Source organism: Streptomyces sp. NPDC097129 (assembly GCF_055668065.1).
Genome location: NZ_JBVOQE010000001.1, coordinates 1,294,455 through 1,312,827 on the forward strand (window position 1 = coordinate 1,294,455; position 18,373 = coordinate 1,312,827).

The 18,373-nt window shown below is 71.6% G+C and carries 14 protein-coding genes and 2 rRNA genes; 7 read left to right on the plus strand and 9 right to left on the minus strand.

Annotated features, from left to right (window positions below; genetic code table 11):
* Nucleotides 1-67: 67 nt before the first annotated feature.
* Nucleotides 68-646 carry a GNAT family N-acetyltransferase gene (locus tag AC0B9F_RS05800; RefSeq protein WP_471998952.1) on the plus strand — a complete coding sequence of 193 codons (579 nt, stop codon included), beginning with the start codon at nt 68-70 and terminating at the stop codon, nt 644-646.
* A 108-nt stretch (nt 647-754) separates the two neighbouring features.
* Nucleotides 755-1,957 carry a winged helix-turn-helix domain-containing protein gene (locus AC0B9F_RS05805; RefSeq protein ID WP_471998953.1) on the plus strand — a complete coding sequence of 401 codons (1,203 nt, stop codon included), beginning with the start codon at nt 755-757 and terminating at the stop codon, nt 1,955-1,957.
* A 3-nt stretch (nt 1,958-1,960) separates the two neighbouring features.
* Here AC0B9F_RS05805 and AC0B9F_RS05810 read toward each other — a convergent pair whose 3' ends face one another.
* The 7 genes from AC0B9F_RS05810 to mtnA form a co-directional block, all read right to left on the minus strand.
* A complete protein-coding gene (locus tag AC0B9F_RS05810) occupies nt 1,961-2,707 on the minus strand; it encodes a response regulator (protein WP_471998954.1) in 747 nt (248 codons plus the stop codon).
* 204 nt (nt 2,708-2,911) lie between these two features.
* A complete protein-coding gene (hpf, locus tag AC0B9F_RS05815; RefSeq protein WP_471998955.1) occupies nt 2,912-3,604 on the minus strand; it encodes a ribosome hibernation-promoting factor, HPF/YfiA family in 693 nt (230 codons plus the stop codon).
* Between the two features lie 315 nt (nt 3,605-3,919).
* On the minus strand, nt 3,920-4,762 hold the full coding sequence (locus AC0B9F_RS05820; protein WP_471998956.1) for a ComF family protein: 843 nt from the start codon (nt 4,760-4,762) through the stop codon (nt 3,920-3,922).
* Between the two features lie 122 nt (nt 4,763-4,884).
* Nucleotides 4,885-6,735 (minus strand): LpqB family beta-propeller domain-containing protein, encoded by a 1,851-nt coding sequence (locus tag AC0B9F_RS05825; RefSeq protein WP_471998957.1) that lies wholly within the window; start codon nt 6,733-6,735, stop codon nt 4,885-4,887.
* Nucleotides 6,725-8,797: an MtrAB system histidine kinase MtrB gene (gene mtrB, locus AC0B9F_RS05830; protein ID WP_471998958.1), complete on the minus strand. Its 2,073-nt coding sequence runs from the start codon at nt 8,795-8,797 to the stop codon at nt 6,725-6,727. Before mtrB ends, AC0B9F_RS05825 begins: the two co-directional genes overlap by 11 nt.
* A gap of 1 nt (nt 8,798) precedes the next feature.
* Nucleotides 8,799-9,488: a two-component system response regulator MtrA gene (gene mtrA, locus AC0B9F_RS05835; RefSeq protein ID WP_009188938.1), complete on the minus strand. Its 690-nt coding sequence runs from the start codon at nt 9,486-9,488 to the stop codon at nt 8,799-8,801.
* A 125-nt stretch (nt 9,489-9,613) separates the two neighbouring features.
* Nucleotides 9,614-10,756: an S-methyl-5-thioribose-1-phosphate isomerase gene (mtnA, locus tag AC0B9F_RS05840; protein WP_471998959.1), complete on the minus strand. Its 1,143-nt coding sequence runs from the start codon at nt 10,754-10,756 to the stop codon at nt 9,614-9,616.
* A gap of 141 nt (nt 10,757-10,897) precedes the next feature.
* Between mtnA and AC0B9F_RS05845 the strand changes: the two genes are divergently transcribed.
* From AC0B9F_RS05845 to AC0B9F_RS05865, 5 genes are all read left to right on the plus strand, one after another.
* Nucleotides 10,898-12,268, plus strand: coding sequence for a glycerophosphoryl diester phosphodiesterase membrane domain-containing protein (locus tag AC0B9F_RS05845; RefSeq protein WP_471998960.1), 1,371 nt, complete (start codon nt 10,898-10,900; stop codon nt 12,266-12,268).
* Between the two features lie 208 nt (nt 12,269-12,476).
* Nucleotides 12,477-13,187 (plus strand): DUF4129 domain-containing protein, encoded by a 711-nt coding sequence (locus tag AC0B9F_RS05850; protein ID WP_471999015.1) that lies wholly within the window; start codon nt 12,477-12,479, stop codon nt 13,185-13,187.
* Nucleotides 13,184-14,380, plus strand: a complete 1,197-nt coding sequence (locus tag AC0B9F_RS05855; protein WP_471998961.1) for a DUF4350 domain-containing protein — start codon at nt 13,184-13,186, stop codon at nt 14,378-14,380. Before AC0B9F_RS05850 ends, AC0B9F_RS05855 begins: the two co-directional genes overlap by 4 nt.
* Nucleotides 14,380-15,369: an AAA family ATPase gene (locus AC0B9F_RS05860; protein WP_471998962.1), complete on the plus strand. Its 990-nt coding sequence runs from the start codon at nt 14,380-14,382 to the stop codon at nt 15,367-15,369. Before AC0B9F_RS05855 ends, AC0B9F_RS05860 begins: the two co-directional genes overlap by 1 nt.
* On the plus strand, nt 15,369-16,679 hold the full coding sequence (locus AC0B9F_RS05865; RefSeq protein ID WP_471998963.1) for a DUF58 domain-containing protein: 1,311 nt from the start codon (nt 15,369-15,371) through the stop codon (nt 16,677-16,679). The genes AC0B9F_RS05860 and AC0B9F_RS05865 overlap by 1 nt, the downstream gene beginning before the upstream one ends.
* Before the next feature lie 90 nt (nt 16,680-16,769).
* On the opposite strand, the gene rrf is transcribed toward AC0B9F_RS05865, so the two are convergent.
* A 5S ribosomal RNA gene (rrf, locus tag AC0B9F_RS05870) occupies nt 16,770-16,886 on the minus strand.
* 93 nt (nt 16,887-16,979) lie between these two features.
* A 23S ribosomal RNA gene (locus tag AC0B9F_RS05875) occupies nt 16,980-18,373 on the minus strand; the annotation flags it as partial.

An 18,373-nucleotide genomic window follows, 5' to 3' on the forward strand; every position in this document is an offset into this window, starting at 1 on the left:
TGTGATCGCCCGCTCACGCAGGGCAAAAGGATGGCGGTCCACGGCCCGACCCGAGCAGAATCGGCCGATGGAACCCGTCACACTGGCCACCGACCGCCTCGTTCTGCGCACGGTGGGCCCGCAGGACACCGACGCGGTGTACGCCGCCGTGCAGGACCCGGACATCCAGCGCTGGACCACCATCCCCTCGCCCTACCTCCCGGAACACGCGCGTGCCTTCACCGAGCAGACGGTCCCCGAGGGCTGGGCCGACGCCTCGATGTGCACCTTCGGCGTGTTCCTGCCCGGCGGCGAACTGGCCGGCATGCTCGCCCTGACCATGCGCTCCCTGGGCATGACGGAGATCGGCTACTGGGCGGCGAAGGAACACCGCGGCCACGGCTACCTCACCGAGGCCACCGTCGCCGCCACTCGCTGGGCCTTCACCCACCTGTCCGTCGACCGCGTCGAATGGCGGGCGGAGGTCGGCAACCACGCCTCCCGCGCGGTGGCGCACCGGGCGGGCTTCACCGTCGAGGGCACCCTGCGCTCCGCGCTCAACAACAAGGGCGTACGCCGGGACTGCTGGGTGGGCTCCCTGCTCCCCTCGGACCTCGGCCTGCCCTCGACAGCGCCCTACTTGCCGGCGCCCGCACAGCCCGAATAGCCGCGAGCAGCCGCGAGCAGCCGCGAGCAGCTGGAGCACCCCACCCCGCTCGGCGAGAATCCCCAGCTCACTCCCGCCCTGTCAGTCCCCACCCCTATCGTGCCGGACATGACCACCCCGCGCCCCACCGCAGAGCCGACCGCAGAGCTCACCGCAGACGAGGCCCGCCGCATCACCCTCCGCGCCCAGGGCCTCCTCGGCGCGGCGCCGTACGCCCGCCGCACGCAACCCGGCGCGGCCGTCCGCGGTGTTCTCCGCCACCTCGGCGCGGTCCAGCTCGACACCATCTCCGTCCTGGCCCGCTCGCACGAGCTCATCCCCTACGCCCGCCTCGGCGCGGTCGGCCGCACGGCTGTCGAGCAGGCCTACTGGACGGACTCGCACTCGTTCGAGTACTGGTCGCACGCCGCGTGCATCCTCCCCGTCGAGGAGTGGCCCCACTTCGCCTTCCGCCGCCGCGCCTACCGCAACCGCCCGCACTGGAACCACGAGCTGCCCGACGGCGCCTACGACCAGGTCATCAAGCAGCTCCGCACCGACGGTCCCCTGACCGCGACGGAGCTGGGCGGTGCGAAGAAGACGAACGACTGGTGGGACTGGTCCGGCACCAAGGTCGCCGTCGAGCGCGCGCTGATGTACGGCGAGGTGGTCTGCGTGACCCGCCGCGGCTGGAAGCGCGTCTACGACCTGGCCGAGCGCGTGATCCCGGCGGAGCTGCTGCACGACGAGCTGGACGACACGGAGTGCGTGCGCCGCCTGGTCCGCCAGGCCGGCGAGGCGCTCGGCGTGGGGACGCGCGCGGACATCGCCGACTACCACCGGCTCAAGGGCGAGCAGGTGGACGCGGTGATCGCCGACTCGGGCCTGGTGCCGGTGACGGTGGAGGGCTGGGGCCGCCCCGCCTGGGCCGATCCGGCGGCCCTGCGGACCCCGCCGCGCGGCAGGCACCGCACCACGCTGCTGTCCCCGTTCGACTCCCTGGTCTGGGAGCGGGCGCGCACGGAGCGGATCTTCGGTTTCACGCACCGCCTGGAGGCCTATGTCCCCCGGCCCAAGCGGATCCACGGCTACTTCGCGATGCCCGTCCTGGCCGGTGGCCGCCTCGTGGGCCGTGTCGACCCGGCGCGCGAGGGCCGCACGCTGGTCGCCAAGCAGGTCGGCGTGGACGGGAGGAAGGCCGTCCCGGCCGTCGCCCAGGCCCTGGTCGAGGCGGCCTCCTGGGTCGATTGCACGGACGTACGCGTGGAGCGCGTCGAGGCCCCGGAGCTGCGTGAGCCGCTGGTCGCCGAACTGGCCCGGCTGACGGCCTGACGCTCAGCGGATCTCGAGGATCTTCTCCCGCATCGCGTAGACCACGGCCTCCATCCGGGAGTGCAGCTGAAGCTTCTCCAGGATGTTGCGCACGTGGTTCTTCACGGTGTTCTCAGAGATGAACAGTTCCTTGGCGATGTCGCGGTTGTTCATCCCGGTGGCGACGAGCTTGAGCACTTCCAGCTCACGGTCCGTCAGCCGCGGCGCGGGCACCAGCCGGCGCTCGTCGGTGCGCTGGATCATCGACTTGAACTCGGTGAGCAGCTTGGAGGCCATGGAGGGGCTGATCTGCGACTGGCCGTCGGCCACCGCGCGAATGGCGGTGGCCACCTCGTCGGTGGAGATCTCCTTGAGCAGATAGCCGGTCGCGCCCGCCTTGATCGCGTCGTAGAGGTCGGCCTCCTCGTCGCTGATCGTCAGCATGATGATCTTCGCGCTGGGAGCGACCTCCTTGATGGAGGTACACGCCTCGATGCCGCCGCGCTTGGGCATGCGTACGTCCATGAGCACGATGTCGGGCAGCAGGTCGGCGGCCTTCTCCACGGCCTCGGCGCCGTCCCCGGCCTCGCCGACGACCTGGATGTCCTCCTCGGCGGCGAGCACGATCTCCAGACCACGGCGGAACAGGGCATGGTCGTCCACGACCAGGACTCTGATCGGCTCGCTGCGTGCGGAGCCGGCTGCGCCCGGGCTCATGCCGACGCCGTCATCGGCGTCCCCGTCCCGCATCGGTCCGAAGGTGTCCGCCATCGTTCCTCCCCCTGAAGGCTGTGGCCTGTGGTCCTGTGCCATCGCCAACCCAAGGCAACGACCCACCGGTTGAGCCGTTGCGGCCATGATTCCATGCCTCGGCGACCACACGGTGACGCAGCGGTGGGCGAAGGGGCGCACGCCGGTGCCCCTGGGGGCGCACGCAGCGCTCCAGGGGCACCGGCCCGGCTGTCGTACGGAGGGTCAACCGCCCAGCGAACCGCCCGCGTCCAGGGAGGACGCCTCGGTGACCATCGTGTCGGTCCTGAGGTGGATCACGCCGTAGTCGTAGGCGTGGCGCCGGTAGACGACGGCGGGCTCCTTCGTCTCGGAGTCGACGAAGAGGTAGAAGTCGTGGCCGACCAGTTCCATCTCGTAGAGGGCCTGGTCGAGGGTCATGGGGGCGGCGACGTGGGTCTTCTCGCGTACGACGAGGGGGCCGTCGCCCTGCACCTCGAGCGAGCCGATCTTCTTGGTGGGCACGCTGTCCGACTCTTCCGCCGGGACGGGATGGCCGTTCCCGTTGAGCGTCGCGACACCCGGGACGTGGTCGGGGACCTCCGCCGCGCTGATCCGCTTGGCTCCGCGGCGGGTGAACCTCTTGTCGTGCTGCTTGCGCAGCCGGGCTTCCAGCTTCTCCGCCGCCAGGTCGAGTGCCGCGTACGGATCGTTGGCCGCCGCCTCCGCCCGGATCACCGGGCCGCGGGAGCGGAGCGTGATCTCCACTCGGTCGCATCGGTCGGCCTGTCGGGGGTTGGGCTCCTTGGACACCTCGACGTCGAGGCTGATCACCTTGGCATCGAGCTTCTGGATCTTGTCCAGCTTCAGCTTCTCGGCCACGTGCTTCCGGAACCGCTCGGGCACCTCGGTCTTGCGGCCCTTGACGACGATGTCCACGCAGAACTCCGTTCCCGGATCGCCCCGCTTCACCGGCGGAGCATCTCCCTTTTGCACCAGGCTCCGGTGTGCTCCGGAACCTCGGACTCGGTGACTTTCACCTCCTCCTCCCCCATGCGCAAGATCTACACCCCCTGTGCTGCGGATGATTACTCAAAACCCGCGGCACGGCATTCGCAAACGAGGGGCATGGCCTGCGGCTTTCCCTCACAACCGAACATATCTCGCCCGGCCGGATGTCGTCACCCTCTCTTGACGTGTACCTCCCTTCAGGTGAATTGACGCCTCATTACCTGCAACGACTCAAGTTCTCGATCAGTTCCGGTTTAATTCGAAAGCATCCGGAGATGCCGCGACCACCGCCGCGCAGACCACGCGACCGGCACGGTTGTCGTTGGGCATTCCCCACCTCCCGTGCGCCCGATCCGGTCTCCCTTCCGGCCCCGCGGCTTCGTGTTCCTTCCGTCCTTCCCCACCGGCCCGCCGGTACACAGGCGACACGCCGGTATCACGCACCGCTCGCGCCGCCTCACCGAGCGAGGCACCGGTCGTCATCAGATCGTCGACGAGCACCACCGGGCCCTGCGCGAGCAGCCGCCCGCCGCCGGGCACGACGCTCAGCGCGCCCTCGAGGTTGGCCAGCCGCTGCCGCGAGTCCAGCCCCGCCTGGTCGGCCACCGCCCGCCGCTGCCGCAGCACCGCGGCCACCCGGACCGGCATCCCGCCCCGGCGCAGCTCTCCGGCCGCCGCCAGCGCGATCCGCCGCGCCGGGTCGTGCCCGCGCGCCCGCACCGCCGTACGCGCCGACGGCACCGGCACCAGCAGCACGCACCCGTCCGCCATCGCCTCACCGGACACCCCGCTCGGCCGGAGCCCGGCCCGCACCGCCGCCGCCAGCGCCTCGCCCAGCGGCCGGGCCAGCGCCAGCACGCCCCGCTCCTTGTGCGCGAGCAGCAGCGCCCGCACCTCGTCCGCGTAGCGCGCCGCGGCGTGCACGGCCGGCAGGCCCGGCGGCTGCGGCACGGGCCGCACCCGGCACGGCACGGCCCCGCTCAGCGCCGTACGGCACTCGGGGCACAGCACCGCACGAGCCCGTCCGCAGCCGGCGCACTCGGCCGGCAGCACCAGGTCGGTGAGGTCCTGCCACCACCCCCGCATAGGACCACTGTGCCAAGACCACGAGGTCCCGGCCACCCCTGTGGACAACCCCCTGTGGCACCCTGTGGCGCCCTGTGGAAAACTCCCGGACTCCACCGGAGGGCTTCCGCGATCCCGCGGGATCAGCCCGGATACACCGGCGCCGTACCGCTCTTGACGAGCTTCTGCCACTGCGCCCCGGCCGGCAGCCGCACGATGCCGTCCTCACCGGAGTACGCCACCAGCGGCACCCGGTCGTCCTCGGAGGCGGCGATGTCCTCCACGCCGGACAGCGCGGCCGGCGGCGGCCCCTCCGGTATCGAGCCGTCGACCTGGGCGTACCGCATCTGCTGCACGCCACCCGCCTCGCGCCCGACCACGACGAGCCTGCTGTCGCCGGACCAGGACATGGCCTTGATCTCCTCCAGGCCGGGCGTGGCAGGGCGCAGCTCCAGCACGGACACCGCGGGCCGAGCCCCGTCGGCCCCCCTCGTGTCGTTGTCGTCCGAGCGCTGGATCCGCCCCACGAACAGCGACTGGTTGCCGTCCTTCTCCACGACGAGCGCGATCCGCACCCCGTCCGCGGCCACCCGGACCTCCCGGATGCGCCCGTCCAGCCCCGGAACGGCCACGTCCACCGGTGTGCCCCCGCCCTGCTGCAGCAGCCACAGGTGCGGATGGGCACGGTCGCGGTCGGCCACCCACAGGTCTCCGTGCGCGTCCCAGCTGGGCGTCGTCAGCCGGTCCGCGGGCGTCGCGCCGTGGCTGGTCAGCACCGCGCCGCCGAGCGAGCTGCTGGAGACCAGCGAGGCGACGTACAGGGCGCTCGCGTCGCTGCTGACGCCGGCCGCCTCCCGCTCGTCCCGTGACACGGCGGCCGCCCGCAGCGGCCGTACGCCCTGGCCCAGGGCGCCGGGGACCGGCTCGGCCTTGGTGCCGTCGGCGCCGGTGGCCAGCCGTACCAGCCGGCTCTTGTCGTCGATGAAGTACACGTAGTCGGGGTGCGCGGTCGAGCCGCGGGCGGCGACCGCGTCCGCCTGGTCGGTGGTGAGGGAGCACAGGTGCGTGTCGCCGGAGCGCAGCTCGACCTCGTTCACCGTGGGCGTGACGTACTGCAGGGTGAACAGCAGCTGCGCCGCCATCTCGTCGCACCGGGCCCGGCCGACCCGCGCGGCTTTGCCGTTGAGCGGCACGGTCAGCTTGTTCTGGTCGTCCGGGGTCAGGGCGGCCGTGCCGCGCGCCAGGTCCGTACCCGTGGGGAAGCTGGAGCGGACCACCGGCCGCAGCCACGACGTGGGGCCCTGCAGCACCGAGCGCACGACCTGCGTCATCGGATCCACCCGCTCGCGCACGTAGACCGGGTCGGCGACAGCCGTGGTCTCCCCGTTCGCGGCGGCCACGTTCGACGCGAAGTAGTACTTGTTGACGGACATGTAGTTGCGCTGGAAGTCCGACTTGCCCATCACGACGCCCTGCGGCAGCCCGTCGATGCGCCACTGCTGCGTCGTGTCGTCCCGCGTCAGATGCACCGTCTGCCGGTAGGGCCCGTCAGTGGGCCGGTACGACTGCTGCGCGTCCACCGTCGCGACCCGGGTGCCGCTCAGCGTGAAGGCGGCGTCGTCGGCGTCCTCCCGGCTGGCGGAGCGGGCGGCCTGCATGCTCGGCCCGTCCTGAAGCACCGTGATCGCCCGCCCCGGCTGCCAGGCCCGCGCAGCCCCCGGCGTCAGATACTGCCGTGCCGTCGCATAACCGGGATCGTCACTGGTCAGCGCTTCCAGGAAACCCTGCAGGATGTCCGCCGGCGGTGCGCCCTCCGCGGGCGGCATCGCGAACACCCGCACCTGGGAGTCCGGTCGCGGCGTGGACTCCACGCCCCGCAGATCCCCGCTGTCGGGCATCGACGCACACCCCGCCAGCAGTACGACACCACAGGCGGCGTACGCCATCGCGCGCGCCGGCGTGCGCCGGGCGCCCCCCTCGCGGTCAGCGCCCACGGAAGGCCTCCCCTTGTGTGTCCGAGTCGTCGGGCCGGGCCACGGCGGCGTCCGCCCGGCCCTGGGCGGGCTCCCCACCCGCCGCGCCGTCCTGGCGGGGCGTCGCGCCACCGGGCCGGGGCACCACGCGCGCGCCGTTGCCGGGCAGCGCCGTCGGGTCGGCGGTGGCCGCGGACCCGGCCGGCCGCGGCGGCAACTGCGCCCGGCACGGCAGCCCGGGCCGCTGCTCGCCGGCCGGCTGGGCCGGCACGGTGGCCGACTTCTCCGTGTCCTGTCGCGCCTGCCCGGCGCCGTTCAGCCCGCGGTTGCGCCGCGAGTCCTTGGGCTCCAGCGGTATCGGAGAGCCCCGCAGCGGCTCGTCGGCGGTCCTGGGCAGCGTCAGCCGGAACTGCGAGCCGCCGCCCGGCTCACCCCACGCCTGCAGCCAGCCGCCGTGCAGCCGCGCGTCCTCCAGGGCGATGGACAGCCCGAGGCCCGTACCGCCCGTCGTACGCGCGCGTGCCGGGTCGGCGCGCCAGAAGCGGCTGAACACGCGGGTCGCCTCACCGGGCTTGAGCCCGACGCCGTAGTCGCGCACCGCGACCGCGACCGCTCCGCCCGCCGCGGCCAGCTTGACCACCACGTCCTTGCCCTCGCCGTGCTCGACCGCGTTGACGACGAGGTTGCGCAGCACGCGCTCCACGCGCCGGGCATCGGCCTCGGCGACCACGGGCTGCTGGTCGCCGACCACCCGGATGTGCGTGCCCTTGCGCTCGGCGAGCGGCTCGGCCCCGCTGACCACGCGCCGCACCACCTCGCGCAGGTCGATCGGCTCCGCCTCCAGCGCCGCGGCGCCCGCGTCGAAGCGGCTGATCTCCAGCAGGTCGGCGAGCAGCGACTCGAACCGGTCGAGCTGGTCGGCGAGCAGTTCCGCCGACCGCGCGGTCACCGGGTCGAAGTCCTCGCGCGCCTCATGGATGACGTCGGCGGCCATCCGCACGGTCGTCAGCGGCGTACGCAGCTCGTGCGAGACGTCGGAGACGAACCGGCGCTGCATCCGCGACAGGTCCTCCAGCTGGCTGATCTTCTGCTGGAGGTTCTGCGCCATCTTGTTGAAGGCCTCACCGAGTCGCGCGATGTCGTCCTCGCCGGTGACCTTCATGCGTTCCTGCAGCCGCCCGGCCGACAGCCGCTCGGCGATCCCGGCCGCCATCCGCACCGGTGTGACGACCTGCCGCACCACGAGCCACGCGATCGCCCCGAGCAGGACGACGACGAACAGCCCGGCGGTCGCCAGCGTGCCCTTGACCAGGCTGAGCGACTTCTCCTCCTGCGTGAGCGGGAAGAGGTAGTACAGCTGGTACGGGTCGCTGTTGGGGTCGTTGACCTGCTTGCCGATGACCAGCGCCGGCTGTGAGGGGCGGCCGTTGCTGTAGATGATCCGGGTGTAGCTCTGCGCCGCGCCGGTGCTGGAGTCGACCCGCTCGCGCAGGGCGACCGGGACGCTCTCCGACGGGCTGACGAACCCGGACGCGCGCGGGCCGAGGCCGCCCGCGCTGCCGGCGCCCGCGGGCAGCGTGACCACGTCGAAGGCGCCCTGGCCGCCGCTGGCGAGGGACGAGACGAGGTTGCTCATCCACTCGATGACGTTCTGCGAGGGACGCGTGTCGACCCCTGTGCCGTCGTCGGTGCCCGCAGCCGCCTCGTCGGCCTTCTGCTTGGCCACGGCGAACCCGCCCGCGGCCTGGCTCTGCGAGGCCTTCACCTTCGCCTCCAGCAGGCCGTTGCGCACCTGCCCGATGACGACGAAGCCGAGCAGCAGCACCACGCCGAGCGACATCAGCAGCGTGGTGGCGACGACCTTGAGCTGGATGTTGCGCCGCCACAGCCGCATCACCGGCAGCAGCGGACGGCGTATCCAGCGCATGAAAAGGCGGACCACGGGGCTGCCGTGCACCCCGCCCTGCAGAAGCCCGCCCTCCACCAGCCGGGCCCAACGCGAGCCGAGGAGCTTTCGGCCGACAGGCCGCCCGGCGCGGACCCCGGACCGGCCGGGAGCCGAGGCGGCACTGTCCCTGGACATGTCAGCTCGGCCCGGCCTTGTAACCGACACCACGGACGGTCACCACGATCTCCGGCTTCTCCGGGTCCTTCTCGACCTTGGAGCGCAGCCGCTGCACATGCACGTTGACCAGGCGGGTGTCCGCCGCGTGGCGGTAGCCCCACACCTGCTCCAGCAGCACCTCACGGGTGAACACCTGCCACGGTTTGCGGGCCAGCGCGACCAGCAGGTCGAACTCCAGCGGGGTCAGCGCGATCGACTGCCCGTCCCGCTTCACGGAGTGCCCGGCCACGTCGATGACCAGGTCCCCGATGGCCAGCTGCTCCGGGGCCGGCTCCTCGGACCTGCGCAGGCGAGCCCGGATCCGGGCCACCAGCTCCTTGGGCTTGAACGGCTTGACGATGTAGTCGTCAGCACCCGACTCCAGACCCACCACGACGTCGACGGTGTCGCTCTTGGCCGTGAGCATCACGATCGGCACCCCGGACTCCGCCCTGATCAGACGGCACACCTCGATACCGTCCCGACCAGGCAGCATCAGGTCCAGCAGCACCAGGTCGGGCTTGGCCTCCCGGAACGCAGCCAGCGCCTTGTCGCCGTCGGCTACGAAAGACGGCTCAAAACCCTCACCACGCAGCACAATGCCGAGCATCTCGGCCAGTGCGGTGTCGTCGTCGACGACAAGGACTCGTCCCTTCATAAACGACATCATCCCATTCTCGTAACAGTGACCGGGGCGCCTGGTGAGGCACGTCACTGGCCCGTGACGATAGTCGTACTCACCGGTCACTGTCTGCCCACGGCCTTCGCGGGCGCGAGCACCGCACCGGCCGCTGCCTACCCGGCGGCCCCCTCCCGGGACCGCGCGCACAGCTCCGCGAGCCCCTTGCCCGTCACCGGCGACAGCGCGCCCCCTTCCGTGACGATCGCCGTGATCAGCTCCGGCGGCGTCACATCGAACGCCGGGTTGTACGCCTGCGTGCCCAGCGGCGCCACCGGCACCCCGCCGCCCGGACCGCTCGCCTGCACCTGCGGCACCTGAATCTCCGTGACCTCGAACCCGGCACGCTGCTCCACCTCGATGGCCGCCCCGTCCGGGGTGTCCAGGTCCACGGTCGTCACCGGCGCGACCACGATGAACGGCACGTGGTGGTAGCGGGCGAGCACCGCGAGCGGATAACTGCCCACCTTGTTCGCCACCGACCCGTCGGCCGCGATCCGGTCCGCCCCGACGAGCACCGCGTCCACCTCACCGGCCGCGAACAGCGACCCCGCCGCGTTGTCCGTGAGCAGCGTGTACGCCATGCCGTGCCGGGCCGCCTCGTACGCCGTGAGCCGCGCCCCCTGCAGCAGCGGCCGCGTCTCGTCCACCCACAGGCGCCGCAGCCGCCCCGCCCGGTGCGCCGCGAGCGCCACCGCGAACGCGGTGCCCTCACCGCCGGACACCAGCGCCCCGGTGTTGCAGTGCGTGAGGATCCGGTGCCCCCCGGCGGGCAGCAGCTCCTCGAGCAGCGCCGTCCCGTGCTCGGCCATGCGGACGCTGGCCTCGGCGTCCTCCCGGTGCAGCGTCCGCGCCGCGGCCAGCGCCGCCTGCGCGGCCTGCCCCGGCGTGGCGCCCTTCTCGCACGCCGTCCGGTGCGCCTCGACAGCGCGGCGCACTCCGACCGACAGGTTCACCGCCGTCGGCCGGGCCCCGGCCAGCGCGGTAGCGGCCTCGTCCACGTCGAACCCGCGCGCGGCGGCGAGCGCGACCCCGTACGCCCCCGCGACGCCCAGCAGCGGCGCCCCGCGCACGGCGAGCGAACGGATCGCCTCCACCAGCGCGGACGCGTCCGTGCAGACCAGTTCGACTTCCTCGGTCGGCAGCCTCGTCTGGTCCAGCAGGACCAGAACGGGTCCTTCGGGCGGCTCCTCCCAGCGGATCGCGGGGATCCCGGTGAGCTGCCTGTCCTCGTCGGCGTGCGCGTACTGATCAGCCATGCCGTCAGTCTTCCCCGTATCCGGCGGACAATTGAAGATGCGCGGGCCCGACCTCGGCCGGTACCCGGATGACCACCCCATGGCACGATGGCTGCCAACCTGCCGCCGCGACCCGCGGACGGGCACCGTGAAGGAGCGACGATGAACGACACTCCGGGCTGGGCCTCGCCCGGATCCGCCCCGTCCGACGGGCACGAGCCCGGCGCGTCCCGCCCCGCCGAGCCGGAACAGCCCGCCGACCAGCCGGTTCAGGACCCGCAGAGCCCCGGCGCGAAGTGGTCCAAGGTGCAGCCCCCCGCAGGCCAGTGGTCGGCGCCGACCGGCCCGCAGAGCCCCGGCCAGGCCCCGCCGCCCCCGCCGCCGGGCCCCGGCTGGGGCACCCCGCCCCCGCCCGGCCCCGGCGGCCACGCGGGCCCCGGCGGCCCGGCCGGAGGCAACGGAGCTCCCGGCCGATACGGCTACGGCGGCCCCGGCGGTTACGGCTACGGCGCCCCCGGCCCCTGGGGCGCCGGCTGGGGCGGCCCCCCGCCCGCGGCCAAGCCCGGCGTGATCCCGCTGCGCCCGCTCGGCGTCGGGGAGATTCTCGACGGCGCGGTGTCCACCATGCGCACCTACTGGCGCACGGTGCTCGGCATCACGCTGTCCGTCGCCGTCGTCACCCAGGTCCTCTCTGTCCTCCTGCAGGGCCTCGCCCTCGACACCACGGGCAGCGACACCCTCGACGACCCCCACGCCAGCCTCAGCGAGGTGAGCCGTGCCCTGGGCGACTCGTTGCTCAACTCGGCGGTCATCTTCCTGATCTCCCTGATCGGCACGGTCACGGCGACCGCCCTGCTCACCACGGTGACCAGCCGGGCCGTGCTCGGCCGCCCGGTGACCTTCACCGAGGCCTGGCGCGACGCCCGCACCCAGCTGGCCAGGCTCTTCGGCCTGATCGGACTGCTGATCCTCATCGGTGCCGTCATCGCCGGCGTGGGCGTCGCCCCCGGCGTCCTCGTGGCCGTCGCCGGCAACGCCAATGCCGGACTGGGTCTCGCCGCCCTCGGCGGCTTCGCCGCGTTCGTCGTCGTCCTGTGGCTGATGATCCGCTTCTCCCTGGCTTCCCCGGCCCTGATGCTGGAGAAGCAGGGCATCCGCAAGTCGATGGGCCGCTCCGCCAAGCTCGTCCGCGGCTCCTGGTGGCGGGTCTTCGGCATCCAGCTGCTCGCCGGGATCATCGCGAACATCGTCGCGGCGCTCGTCGTCCTCCCCTTCACCTTCATCGCCGCCGCCGCGAACGGGGGCGGCGTCTCCGGCCTCATGGACGGTGAACGCGGCTGGACGTTCCTCATCATCAGCGGCATCGGCTCGGTGATCGGCGCCATGATCACCTTCCCGATCAGCGCCGGCGTGACCGTGCTGCTCTACATCGACCAGCGCATCCGCCGCGAGGCCCTCGACCTCGAACTCGCCCGCGCCGCCGGCCTCCCGGACCACAGCACCGGCCCGGCCGGCAGCACGACGAGGAGCTGATGCCGTGAGCCTGACGGGGGGAATCGTCACGGCGGCAACGGCACCGCCGCACACCGCCGGCATCGCCGCGGCGGCCTGGCCGCACACCACCGGCACGGCCGCGGCGACGCTGGCCCACGCGGCGGACACGACCGGCACGACGCCGGCACGCGCCGCCGACACCGCCGCGACCGCACTGGCCCATGCCACCGACACCGCCGTCCACGCACTGCTGCGCCTGCACGGCACAGCCGCGTTCACGCGCGCGGGCTCAGACGGGGAGCCCCCGGTGACCACACCGCGCGACCCCGCGCGGGAGGCCGCCCGCCGTGAACTGTCCAAGCGGATGTACCACCAGGACGACCCCGGCCCGCTCCAGCGCGCCCTGAACGCCTTCTGGGACTGGCTGGACCGCCTCTTCAGCGCCGCCACCACCGCGACCCCCGGCGGCACCGTCGGCCTCGTCGTCATCGTCGTCGCCGTCCTCGCGGTCCTCGCCGCCCTCTGGTGGCGCCTGGGGTCGCCGCGCCGCCCCCCCACCTCCGCCGCCGCCCTGTTCGACGACCGCCCCCGCAGCGCCGCCGAACACCGCGCGACCGCCGACGCACACGCCGCCCAGGGCCACTGGAACCAGGCCGTCCAGGAACGCATGCGCGCCATCGTCCGCGCCCTGGAAGAGCGCGCCCTGCTCGACGTACGCCCCGGCCGCACCGCCGACGAGGCCGCCGCCGAGGCGGGCCGCGCCCTGCCCGCGCACCTGGACCGACTGCGCGCCGCCGCCCACGAGTTCGACGACGTCACATACGGCGGCCGCAGCGCGAGCGAGCAGTCGTACCACCGCCTCGCCGAACTCGACCGCGACCTGGACCGCACCAAACCCCACCTCGCGGCCAGCACCGCCGGCACAACCCCCGACGACCGCCAGGGAGCCGCCGGATGACCACCGAGGCCACGCTCCCCGCCACCTCGGCCTCGCCCACCACCCGTCAGGTCCTCACCCGCGCCCGAGGCATCACCCTCGCGCTCGTCGTGCTCCTGGCGGCGGCCGTCGCGATCGCCCTGGTCCGCTCCACCACCCGGCACGGCTCCCTGGACCCGCGGTCCGCCGACCCCTCCGGCAGCCGCGCCGTCGCCCAACTCCTCGCCGGCCACGGCGTGCACACGCGCGTGGTCACCACCCTGGACCAGGCCCGCACCGCCGCCGGCCCCGACACCACCCTCCTGATCGCCGTCCCCGACCTGCTGACGCCCGGTCAGCAACGGCAACTGCGCACCGCCACCGCCGAATCGGGCGGCCGTACCGTCCTCGTCGCCGGCCGCACCTCCGTCGAACGGCTCGCCCCGGGCGTCACCGCCGACTCCGTCACCAGCGCCGACTCCCTCCTCGAACCCGGCTGCGCCCTGCCCGCCGCCCGGCGCGCGGGCACCGCCGACACCGGCGGCATCCGCTACAGCACCACCCACGTCGACGCCGACGAGTGCTACCCCAGCGACGGCCTGGCCACCCTCGTACGCGTCCCGGACGCCACCGGACGCGGCGACACCGTCCTCCTCGGCGCGCCCGACATCCTCGTCAACGACCACCTCGACGAGCAGGGCAACGCCTCGCTCGCCCTCCAACTCCTCGGCTCCCGACCCCATCTCGTCTGGTACCTCCCCTCGCTCGCCGACACCTCGGCCACCACACCCGGCGACCAGAAGCCCTTCGTCGACCTGCTCCCCTCCGGCTGGCTCTGGGGCACCCTGCAACTCTTCGTCGCGGCAGCCCTCGCCGCCCTGTGGCGGTCCCGTCGGCTCGGCCCGCTCGTCCCCGAAAAACTCCCCGTCGCGATCCGCGCCTCCGAAACCGCCGAAGGCCGCGCCCGCCTCTACCGCAAGGCGAACGCCCGCGACCGCGCCGCCGCCGCTCTACGCTCCACCACACGCACCCGACTCGCCCCCCTCGTCGGCGTGCCCACCACCCAGGCGCACACGCCCGAAACCCTGCTCCCGGCCCTGTCCGCCCGCCTGCACGGCGACGGACAACAAGCCCTGCACACCCTCCTCTTCGGGCCGTCTCCCAGCGACGACGCAGCCCTGATCACACTCACCGACCGACTCGACGCCCTCGAAAGAGAGGTACGCCGTCCATGATGGACCCGACCACTGACAACGCCGGGCAGACCGGACAGCCGGGCGACCCCCGCGCCGCCCTCGAAGCCCTGCGCGCCGAGATCGCCAAGGCCGTGGTCGGTCAGGACCCCGCCGTGACCGGCCTCGTCGTCGCACTGCTGTGCCGCGGCCACGTCCTGCTCGAAGGCGTCCCCGGCGTCGCCAAGACCCTCCTCGTCCGCGCCCTCGCCGCGGCCCTCGAACTCGACACCAAACGCGTGCAGTTCACCCCCGACCTGATGCCCGGCGACATCACCGGCTCCCTGGTCTACGACGCCCGCACCGCCGAGTTCTCCTTCCAGCCCGGCCCGGTCTTCACCAACCTCCTCCTCGCCGACGAGATCAACCGCACGCCCCCGAAGACCCAGTCCTCCCTGCTGGAGGCCATGGAGGAACGCCAGGTCACCGTCGACGGCACGCCCCGCGCGCTCCCCGACCCCTTCCTCGTAGCCGCCACCCAGAACCCCGTCGAGTACGAGGGCACCTACCCCCTCCCCGAGGCCCAGCTGGACCGCTTCCTCCTCAAGCTCACGGTCCCGCTGCCCTCCCGCCAGGACGAGATCGACGTCCTCACCCGCCACGCCTCCGGTTTCAACCCGCGCGACCTGCGCGCCGCCGGCGTACGCCCCGTCGCGAACGCCGCCGACCTGGAAGCCGCCCGCGCCGCCGTCGCCAAGACGACCGTCTCCCCCGAGATCGCCGCGTACGTCGTCGACATCTGCCGCGCCACCCGCGAGTCGCCCTCCCTCACCCTGGGCGTCTCCCCCCGCGGCGCCACCGCCCTGCTGTCCACGGCACGCGCCTGGGCCTGGCTGACCGGCCGCGACTACGTCATCCCCGACGACGTGAAGGCCCTCGCCCTGCCCACCCTGCGCCACCGCGTCCAGCTGCGCCCGGAGGCCGAGATGGAGGGCGTGACCGCCGACTCCGTCATCACCGCGATCCTCACCCACGTCCCCGTCCCGCGCTGATGGCACTCACCGGACGCGCCGCGCTCCTCGCGGCACTCGGCTCCCTCCCCGTCGGCATCCTGGAACCCGGCTGGACGGGCATCCTCGCGGTCAACGGCACCCTGGCCCTGGCATGCGCCTGCGACTACGCCCTCGCCGCCCCCGTGCGCCGCCTCGGCCTCACCCGCTCGGGCGACACCTCGGTACGTCTGGGTGACGCCGCCGACGTCACCCTGACGGTCACCAATCCCACGGACCGTCCGCTCCGCGCCCACCTGCGCGACGCATGGCCGCCCAGCAGCTGGCGCACCGGCACGGAGATCGAAGCGTCCCGCCACCATCTGACGGTCCCGGCGGGCGAACGCCGCCGCGTCACCACACGCCTGCGCCCCACCCGCCGCGGCGACCGCCGGGCCGACCGCGTCACCATCCGCTCCTACGGCCCCCTCGGCCTGTTCTCCCGCCAGGGCACCCACAAGGTCCCCTGGACGGTCCGCGTCCTGCCGCCCTTCACCAGCCGCAAGCACCTGCCGTCGAAACTGGCCCGCCTGCGCGAACTGGACGGCCGCACCAGCGTGCTGCAACGCGGCGAAGGAACGGAGTTCGACAGCCTCCGCGAGTACGTCCCCGGCGACGACACCCGCTCCATCGACTGGCGTGCCACCGCCCGCCAGACCACGGTCGCCGTGCGCACCTGGCGTCCCGAACGCGACCGTCACATCCTTCTGGTCCTGGACACCGGCCGCACCTCGGCCGGCCGCGTCGGCGACGCCCCGCGCCTCGACGCCTCCATGGACGCCGCTCTCCTCCTGGCCGCCCTCGCCTCCCGCGCCGGCGACCGCGTGGACCTGCTCGCCTACGACCGCCGCGTCCGCGCCCTCGTCCAGGGCCGCACAGCCGGCGACCTCCTGCCGTCCCTGGTCAACGCCATGGCGACGCTCGAACCGGAACTCGTCGAAACTGACGCCCGCGGCCTGACCGCCACGGCCCTGCGTACGGCTCCTCGTCGCTCCCTCGTCGTCCTGCTGACGACGCTGGACGCGGGCCCCGTGGAGGAAGGGCTCCTCCCCGTCCTCCCGCAACTGACCCAGCGTCATACGGTTCTGGTCGCCTCGGTGTCCGATCCGCACATCGCCCGGATGGCTGCGGCCCGCGGCACCACCGACGCGGTCTACGAGGCCGCGGCAGCCGCCCAGGCCCAGGCAGAACGCAACCGCACAGCGGAAAAGCTCCGCCGCCAAGGCGTTACGGTCGTCGACGCGACGCCCGACGAATTGCCGCCGGCGCTCGCGGACGCGTATCTGGCGTTGAAGGCAGCGGGCCGACTCTGATGCCGGCCCTCGCTCCCCTCCGGGGGAGCGAAAAGGCCTGGAAACGCAGAAAACCCCGCACCATAAGGTGCGGGGTTTTCTTCAAGAATTGTTCGGCGGCGTCCTACTCTCCCACAGGGTCCCCCCTGCAGTACCATCGGCGCTGTAAGGCTTAGCTTCCGGGTTCGGAATGTAACCGGGCGTTTCCCCTACGCTATGACCACCGAAACACTATGAAACTGTCGAACAATGCCGCACCACGCTCTGTGAAACGTGGGGCCGTTCGTGGTTTCAGAACCAACACAGTGGACGCGAGCAACTGAGGACAAGCCCTCGGCCTATTAGTACCGGTCAACTCCACACGTTACCGTGCTTCCATATCCGGCCTATCAACCCAGTCGTCTACTGGGAGCCTTACCCTCTCAAGGAGGTGGGAATACTCATCTCGAAGCAGGCTTCCCGCTTAGATGCTTTCAGCGGTTATCCCTCCCGAACGTAGCCAACCAGCCATGCCCTTGGCAGAACAACTGGCACACCAGAGGTTCGTCCGTCCCGGTCCTCTCGTACTAGGGACAGCCCTTCTCAATATTCCTACGCGCACAGCGGATAGGGACCGAACTGTCTCACGACGTTCTAAACCCAGCTCGCGTACCGCTTTAATGGGCGAACAGCCCAACCCTTGGGACCGACTCCAGCCCCAGGATGCGACGAGCCGACATCGAGGTGCCAAACCATCCCGTCGATATGGACTCTTGGGGAAGATCAGCCTGTTATCCCCGGGGTACCTTTTATCCGTTGAGCGACGGCGCTTCCACAAGCCACCGCCGGATCACTAGTCCCGACTTTCGTCCCTGCTCGACCCGTCGGTCTCACAGTCAAGCTCCCTTGTGCACTTACACTCAACACCTGATTGCCAACCAGGCTGAGGGAACCTTTGGGCGCCTCCGTTACTCTTTAGGAGGCAACCGCCCCAGTTAAACTACCCATCAGACACTGTCCCTGATCCGGATCACGGACCCAGGTTAGACATCCAGCACGACCAGACTGGTATTTCAACGACGACTCCACCCATACTGGCGTATGAGCTTCAAAGTCTCCCAGCTATCCTACACAAGCCGAACCGAACACCAATATCAAACTGTAGTAAAGGTCCCGGGGTCTTTCCGTCCTGCTGCGCGAAACGAGCATCTTTACTCGTAGTGCAATTTCACCGGGCCTATGGTTGAGACAGTCGAGAAGTCGTTACGCCATTCGTGCAGGTCGGAACTTACCCGACAAGGAATTTCGCTACCTTAGGATGGTTATAGTTACCACCGCCGTTTACTGGCGCTTAAGTTCTCAGCTTCGCCACCCCGAAGAGTGACTAACCGGTCCCCTTAACGTTCCAGCACCGGGCAGGCGTCAGTCCGTATACATCGCCTTACGGCTTCGCACGGACCTGTGTTTTTAGTAAACAGTCGCTTCTCGCTGGTCTCTGCGGCCACCCCCAGCTCGAGGAGCAAGTCCTCTCACCAAGCGTGGCCCCCCTTCTCCCGAAGTTACGGGGGCATTTTGCCGAGTTCCTTAACCATAGTTCACCCGAACGCCTCGGTATTCTCTACCTGACCACCTGAGTCGGTTTAGGGTACGGGCCGCCATGAAACTCGCTAGAGGCTTTTCTCGACAGCATAGGATCATCCACTTCACCACAATCGGCTCGGCATCAGGTCTCAGCC